This window comes from Pseudarthrobacter sp. HLT1-7, assembly GCF_059383435.1.
In genome coordinates, this window is record NZ_JBWZCH010000010.1 from 126,752 (window position 1) to 133,934 (window position 7,183).

Annotated in this window: 4 protein-coding genes and 1 pseudogene; all 5 read left to right on the forward strand. The window is 58.9% G+C overall.

The genetic code is table 11. The features are described from left to right. The first annotated feature begins 132 nt into the window (after positions 1-132). The gene (locus AC50X6_RS11650; protein ID WP_494966375.1) at positions 133-2,673 is read left to right on the forward strand and encodes a family 78 glycoside hydrolase catalytic domain; all 2,541 of its coding nucleotides are present in this window, start codon (positions 133-135) and stop codon (positions 2,671-2,673) included. Between the two features lie 211 nt (positions 2,674-2,884). Further along, positions 2,885-3,820 (forward strand): carbohydrate ABC transporter permease, encoded by a 936-nt coding sequence (locus AC50X6_RS11655; RefSeq protein WP_494966369.1) that lies wholly within the window; start codon positions 2,885-2,887, stop codon positions 3,818-3,820. Next, the gene (locus AC50X6_RS11660) at positions 3,813-4,724 is read left to right on the forward strand and encodes a carbohydrate ABC transporter permease (RefSeq protein ID WP_494966370.1); all 912 of its coding nucleotides are present in this window, start codon (positions 3,813-3,815) and stop codon (positions 4,722-4,724) included. The genes AC50X6_RS11655 and AC50X6_RS11660 overlap by 8 nt, the downstream gene beginning before the upstream one ends. A gap of 262 nt (positions 4,725-4,986) precedes the next feature. Further along, positions 4,987-6,720 (forward strand): glycoside hydrolase family 13 protein, encoded by a 1,734-nt coding sequence (locus tag AC50X6_RS11665; RefSeq protein ID WP_494966371.1) that lies wholly within the window; start codon positions 4,987-4,989, stop codon positions 6,718-6,720. A gap of 273 nt (positions 6,721-6,993) precedes the next feature. Then, positions 6,994-7,183: pseudogene (locus AC50X6_RS11670) on the forward strand (MFS transporter); the annotation flags it as partial.

Consider the following 7,183-nt stretch of genomic DNA (forward strand, 5'->3'; position numbering starts at 1 on the left):
GCTGCGGACCCGAGTAGTCGGCGGCAGCCCGCACTGCAGGATCGGGCACATCCGATACAAGGAGATGGTTATACGGTGAATGCAGTGGAGAAGGAACGTGTTGTGACTCGAGAGAACCGCCCCACCGGGTTAATGACAGATCTGCAAGATAACGGGGTTGGTGTCAGCGTCGCAGGCGGCCGACATACCTGGTGTGTTCCGCCGATCGACAGCGGATTCCAGACCGCATACCAGATTCAAGTGTCTACCTCCCCAAACAATTTTGACATCCAGAATTGGGACGGCGGACGTGTCGATTCCTCCGCGTCGACCGCGGTTCCCTATGCCGGTCCCGAACTCCTACACTCGACGCCTTACTGGTGGCGGGTCAGAGTCTGGTTGGACGGGCCGGACCCCGGCGAATGGTCCGAAACGGCCCGGTTCACCACCGTCGCTATGGACCAATGGAGCGCTCGTGCCATCTGGTCGACCATGGATGACAACGCTCCAGAGGTCGCTCGCTCGTGGGCGCTGATGCGCACAGAGTTCGACCTACCTCACGAGCCCGTGGTTGCGGCTTTCGTCGAAGCTCTCGGGCAATCCCCTGAGGGTGCTAGACAATACGTCTACAAACTGTGGGCGAACGGAGATGTTGCGGGCCAAGGGAGCGTGCGCGGTATCGCAGAGGAACCCCGTTACCACACCCATGAGGTTGCCGGTCTCATCCACCCAGGTCGGAATAGCTTGGCCGTCCTGTGTTGGGCTGAGTCAGGTCAACAGTTCCTTGCCCAGCTGGTCGTCGTGCTCGCTTCTGGTCAGCGCATCACCGTCCAAACGTCGTCAGATTGGCGGGTATCGTCAGGATCGAAAATGTTGCCAGGCAGCTCAACCATCGAGGGCGGGTGGTATCGAGCTCCACAAGAGAACTGGGACCTTCGTCATGAACCGGTCGGTTGGACCGAACCAGGGTTCGACGACGCTCTCTGGGACACTGCAATCATCCAGAATTCAACTGCAACCCCCGTGCCAGCGGTCGTGAACGTTGAGCAGTTCTACGTGCCGCCTGCTGTAGTCTCCAAGATTGCGCCCGGCGTCTGGTTCGTCGATCTCGGGCGTGCCGTGGTCGGCGGCCTTAGATTGTCCATCGATGGTTCTGCAGGACAGACCATCGATGTTCGGCTGGGAGAAGAACTCCAGGACGGTCGCGTTCGTTCGCAGATGCGGACAAGGAATGTCTTTGAAGAGGTCTGGACACTTCGCGATGGCCGTCAGACTGCGGAACACTGGGGCCATAGAACTTTTCGCTACGCAGAGCTGACGACGGATCCGGAACTCGATCTCGCTGATTCCATCGATGTCGTCGTCCACCGATCACCATGGCATCCAGGAGAATCCTCGTTCGAGTCATCTCACAGCGGCCTCGATCGTGTTTGGGAGCTCTGCCGCTATACGATCGAGGCCACTTCGAGTGACCTGTACGTCGATACTCCAACGAGAGAGAGGGGGGCGTACGAGGGGGATCTCTTTATCCACCAGATGTCTCACTACAGCGTTGAACGTAGCTACGCGCTGGCTCGGTACTCCGGAGAGTACCTTTCTCGGCGTCCTACGTGGCCAAGCGAGTACCACCTGATGCCCGTGATCTGCGCTTGGAGGGACTATCTTGCGACGGGTGACGACCGACAACTCCAGAGTGATTTCAAGCTCTGGGAGGAATCCAATTTTGATCCGATCATCGCGGAGAACGGGCTCATTCGTAAGCACCCTGGGAACACCACAGACTCCTGGAACGCCGACGCCGTCGATTGGCCGACTAGCTGCCGTGATGGCTTCGAGTTCACGGAGTTCAACGTCGTCCTGAACGCTTTCCAGTTCGCCGCATACCGGGCCCTGGAACAGATTGCCGGAGCTACTGACCGTGATGATGCGCGGCAGAAATATGGCGCCAAAGCGGCGGCAATGCGTGCAACGATAAACCAGCTTCTGCTGAGGGAGGACCGTCGAGCCTATGTGGACGGCCTAGGAAGCGCCCATTCGTCCCAGCATGCCACGGCGTACTCAGTCGCCCTAGGAATCGCGCCCGACAACGCGCTGGCTGCTCTGGGCGACACAGTCGCTGCAGGAGGAATGCGAACGAGCGTGTTCGGGGCTCAGTTCGTTTTGGATGCTCTCTATACTGCCGGACGTTCGGAGGAAGCTCTTGCACTCCTGACAAGCACGGACGAGAGAAGCTGGCTGCACATGATCGACGCTTTGGGGGCGACTATAACCGGCGAGGCTTGGGATCCAGGACTGAAACCGAATATGACCTTCTCGCATCCCTGGGGGACAGCCCCAGCCAACATCATCGCACGGCGCATTCTTGGCGTCGAAGTGGATGGGCCGGGAGCAGCTCACGTGACCATCACGCCTCATCCCGCTTCTCTTGCCTGGGTACGGGGGCGTGTCCCGACAATTAGGGGATCGGTCCTGGTCGACTATTCGTCGGAAGACAATCGATTGCTGGTAACCCTTCCGGGAAATGTCAGGGGAACGGTTGTCCTTTCTGGCTCAGAATTTGACCTCCGGACGAAGCCTCGTGTGGGCGGAACTGGGATGCTAACTGTGGAATCGCAGGGCACCTTCACAACAATCAACGGACTATCGCCCGGGGTAACCGCGATCGATTTTGGTTTCTCACCAATGTCCAGCTGAAAAACGTCGAATTCCGATCGGCGAAGTGCAAGTCTTACGTCCGCATCGATCAAAGTGACCGCTCCGTCGAGGGAATCCTGACTCAGGCGGCCGTTCCCGGTTTTATGCGAAGTTGGTGGCGCGATTAGAGGATCTTCCACCCGACATCCACTCAATGAGGAGAACACAACATGACCAGACTCAGCATCAGGCCACTGCATGGGGTCCGCGGATGAGCGCCCTAGGTGAGCTCCGAAATCTGGGCCGTCAACGAGGTGGCCCCCGAAGCCAAGACCGTGCGACGGACAATCGAATTGCGGTCCTATTCCTGGCGCCGTGGCTGCTCGGCGTGGTTGGGATTACTCTCGGCCCGGTCCTGGCCTCGCTTTATCTCGCCTTTACGAACTACAACCTGCTTCAGGCTCCGAAGTTCACCGGACTGGCGAACATTCAGCGCATGTTCTCCGACGAGCGACTCGGAAATGCATTGACCGTCACGTTCACCTACGTTCTCGTTTCCGTCCCGTTGCAGCTTATCGCCGCTCTTATGTTGGCGATACTGCTAGATAAAGGTCTTCGTGGCCTGCCGTTCTACCGGAGCGTCCTCTATCTGCCTTCTCTCCTCGGAGGAAGCGTCGCGATTGCCGTGCTGTGGCGTCTCGTCTTCGGTGAGGACGGTCTGTTCAATATGTTCTTGAGCTTATTCGGAATTACCGGACCCAGCTGGGTTGCCTCGCCCGATACTGCGTTAGGAACCATCATCCTGCTCCATGTGTGGACCTTTGGTGCACCGATGGTCATCTTCCTCGCCGGACTGAGACAGATCCCTCGCGAGTTCTACGAAGCTGCCTCCACAGATGGCGCAAGCCCGATAAGGCAAATGCGCTCCATCACATTGCCCTTACTGACGCCGATTATCTTCTTTAACCTCGTCCTGGGTCTGATTGGCAGCTTCCAATCCTTCACTCAGGCATACATTGTTTCAGGTGGATCAGGTGGCCCGGCCGACTCCACATTGTTTTTCTCGTTGTATCTCTACGAGGAGGGTTTCTCCAGCTTCCGCATGGGATACGCCTCTGCGCTGGCGTGGCTCCTCCTGATCATTATCGGCGTGTTCACTGCCCTGAACTTCTGGGCCTCAAAGTATTGGGTTTTCTACGATGACTAAAACAGAGCCGGCTCCCGTCAGTGCGATGTCTCGTCAAAAGCCATCTCATCATCGCTCGATGCGCATCAGGATTGGTCGACCCCGATGGATCAGTGTGTTGAAGCACAGCGGGCTGATCTTGATCGCCGTAGTGATGTTGTATCCGCTCCTATGGATGGTGGTGAGTTCTGTTCGCCCCAACAGCGATATCTTCGGGGATCCCGGACTGTTTGTCGACACCTTCGACTTCGCCCACTACCCCGACGGCTGGAACGCACTCAGTCGACCCTTCAGCACTTACCTTATGAATTCGGCGGTTATCGTGCTGGGGAGCGTCTTAGGTAATCTACTCTCGTGTTCTCTCGCTGCATATGCCTTCGCTCGCTTGAATTTTAGGTTCAAGAAGGCCGCATTTATTATTATGCTCGTCACGATCATGTTGCCGATTCATGTTCTGATCATCCCTCAGTATGTGCTGTATTCCCAGTTGGGCTGGATCAACACATACTTGCCTCTGATTGTCCCCAAGTTTCTTGCCACAGATACATTCTTTGTTTTCTTGATGGTGCAGTTCATCCGGGGCATTCCCCGCGAACTCGATGAAGCAGCACGTATCGATGGTGCTGGTCACATGCGAATTTTTACGCAGATCATGTTACCGCTGATGGTTCCGGCCCTCGCCACCACCGCCATCTTCACGTTCATTTGGACTTGGAATGATTTTTTCTCCCAACTGATTTTTGTCACGAAGCCAGATCTCTACACCGTTCCCGTCGCTCTGCGCTCATTCCTGGATGCACAGGCACAGTCTGACTATGGGGCGCTCTTTGCCATGAGTGTGGTCTCTCTCATTCCAATGTTCCTAGTGTTCCTTTTTGGACAGAGATTCCTCATTCGAGGTATCGCCACAACAGGGGGCAAATGATCGCTTTGGGCCGAGAACGTACTAGCGGAAGCCCTCGCCACAGAACGGATGCTGACGGATCTCGAAAACGGTTCCGCACCGCACCTCGGGGACGCAACCGTTGCCCGGGCAACTCCTATCGGTCCCGAACTGCTCTTCGGCATGTGCGGGCGACTGCAGACGTGGCAGGCCCCGCAACAAGCCTGACCGGAATCCCACACTCAGCAGCGAACCTCTCAGTAACTCCAAACGCGGCGGCGTCGCCGAGCAAAGGAAACCACCAATGACAATTCAAGAAACCCACCCGGAGCCACCCGTCAGTACAGATCAGGACTGGTTCAAGGATGCCGTGGTCTATCAGATCTATCCGCGCAGCTTCGCCGACTCCAACGGCGACGGCGTGGGCGACCTCCGAGGCATCATTTCCCGGCTCGACTACCTGCACCGACTCGGCGTCGATGTCCTGTGGCTCTCGCCGGTCTACCGCTCCCCGCAGGACGACAACGGCTATGACATCAGCGACTATCGAGATATCGATCCGGTCTTCGGGGATCTTGAAACTCTCGATGAACTGATCACCGGCGTCCACTCCCGTGGCATGAAGCTGGTCATGGACCTTGTGGTCAACCACACTTCGGACGAGCACCCGTGGTTCGTGGAATCCCGCTCAAGCCTGGATAACCCGAAGCGGGATTGGTACTGGTGGCGCTCCCCGCGGGACGCCGCCGAGGCCGGCAAGCCCGGGGCAGAGCCCAACAACTGGGGCTCGTGGTTTTCTGGTCCTGCCTGGGACTACGACGAGGCCACCGGACAGTACTACCTCCACCTGTTCTCAACAAAGCAGCCGGACCTGAACTGGGAAAACCCGGAGGTGCGCGCCGCCATCTACGACATGATGAACTGGTGGCTCGACCGCGGGGTGGACGGCTTCCGGATGGACGTCATCAACTTCATCTCCAAGGATCAGTCGTTGCCGGATGGCGTCAAGGCGGAGGGCAAGCTCTACGGCGACGGCGGAAATCACTACATCGGCGGCCCCAGGATCCATGAATTCCTGCAAGAGATGCATGCCGAAGTCTTCTCCGGCCGGGACAAGCAGCTGCTCACAGTGGGCGAGATGCCAGGCGTGACCGTGGAGGACGCCGCACTGTTCACTGATCCGGCCAGGAAGGAAGTGGATATGGTGTTCCAGTTTGAACACGTCGCCCTGGACATGGAAGACGGCAACAAGTGGATGCCCAAGAAGCTGCTCCTCACGGACCTGAAGAAGTCCCTTGGCCGCTGGCAAACCGGCCTGGCCGAACGGGGCTGGAACAGCCTGTACTGGGGCAACCACGATCAGGCCCGCGCCGTATCCCGCTTCGGCGACGACGGGGAATACCGTGAGCTCTCCGCCAAAATGCTCGCCGGAATCCTGCACCTGCACCGAGGCACCCCGTATGTATACCAGGGCGAGGAACTCGGGATGACCAACATGACTTTCGGTGCGATCAGCGACCACCGCGACATCCAGGTACTCAACCACCACCGCGAAGCCACCACCCACCTGGGCCACACCGACGCAGAAGTCCTTTCTGCCCTTGCACTTCATAACCGCGACAACGCCCGCACCCCCGTCCAGTGGGACGCGACCCGCAACGCAGGATTCACCACCGGTGACCCCTGGATCGCGGTCAACCCGAACGCCAACCACATCAACGCCGCCGCCCAGGAGAATGACCCCGCCTCCGTGTTCAGCTTCTACCGCAAGGTCATCGCCCTGCGCCACAGTGACGCCGTCGTCTCCCACGGCGACTTCACCATGCTGCTGCCCGACGACGAACATGTCTACGCGTTCCGGAGGTCACTGCCAGGCACCGAGCTGCTCGTCCTTGGCAACTTCTCAGGCCAGGAACATGGCGTAAACCTCAACGACAGCGGCTGGAACGAAGCCGAACAGATCCTGGGCAACTACCCCCCTGAGGCGGCCCTCCGGCTGCGTCCCTGGGAACTCAAAGTCCTCCGCCGCGGCGAGTGACTCGTCGTCATGCATAGTTCGGCGGCGGTTCGGGATATGAGGGGGTGAGGTGTGTCAAGGATGTGAGACTGTCGGTTGGCTATGCAGGGTTCAGGCAGACCGACACCGGGATCCGGACGGGGTTAAGGGCCGACAAAGTCGGGGAGCTGATGGCGATCACCAATCCTGCCGATCTCACCCTGGGGAATCACCGCCAGCCCGACCAGGCCGCTGACCTTCGCTGCTGGCAGCATCATCCGCGCGAGCACAAATAGCTGAGGCAAGCACCGGGTCGTCGTCGTGCTCACCACCGTGCCGGTGACGCTGCTGGGGGTTTTCGCCCCGCTGGCCCCTGTCCTGGCCCGCCGCTTCGGCGCGGAACGCGTGCTGCTCGCCGCCATGGCGGTGTTGACCGCCGGTCTGCTGTTGCGGCCTGTGGACGCCGGTGGCGCCGGGCATCTTCCGGCGCTGCTGCTCGGAACGG

What these genes read in the sequence shown, in the direction of transcription:
- AC50X6_RS11655 (WP_494966369.1), top strand. Translation starts at nt 2,885, where the DNA reads ATGAGCGCCCTAGGTGAGCTCCGAAATCTGGGCCGTCAACGAGGTGGC.
- AC50X6_RS11665 (WP_494966371.1), top strand. Translation starts at nt 4,987, where the DNA reads ATGACAATTCAAGAAACCCACCCGGAGCCACCCGTCAGTACAGATCAG.
- AC50X6_RS11650 (WP_494966375.1), top strand. Translation starts at nt 133, where the DNA reads ATGACAGATCTGCAAGATAACGGGGTTGGTGTCAGCGTCGCAGGCGGC.
- AC50X6_RS11660 (WP_494966370.1), top strand. Translation starts at nt 3,813, where the DNA reads ATGACTAAAACAGAGCCGGCTCCCGTCAGTGCGATGTCTCGTCAAAAG.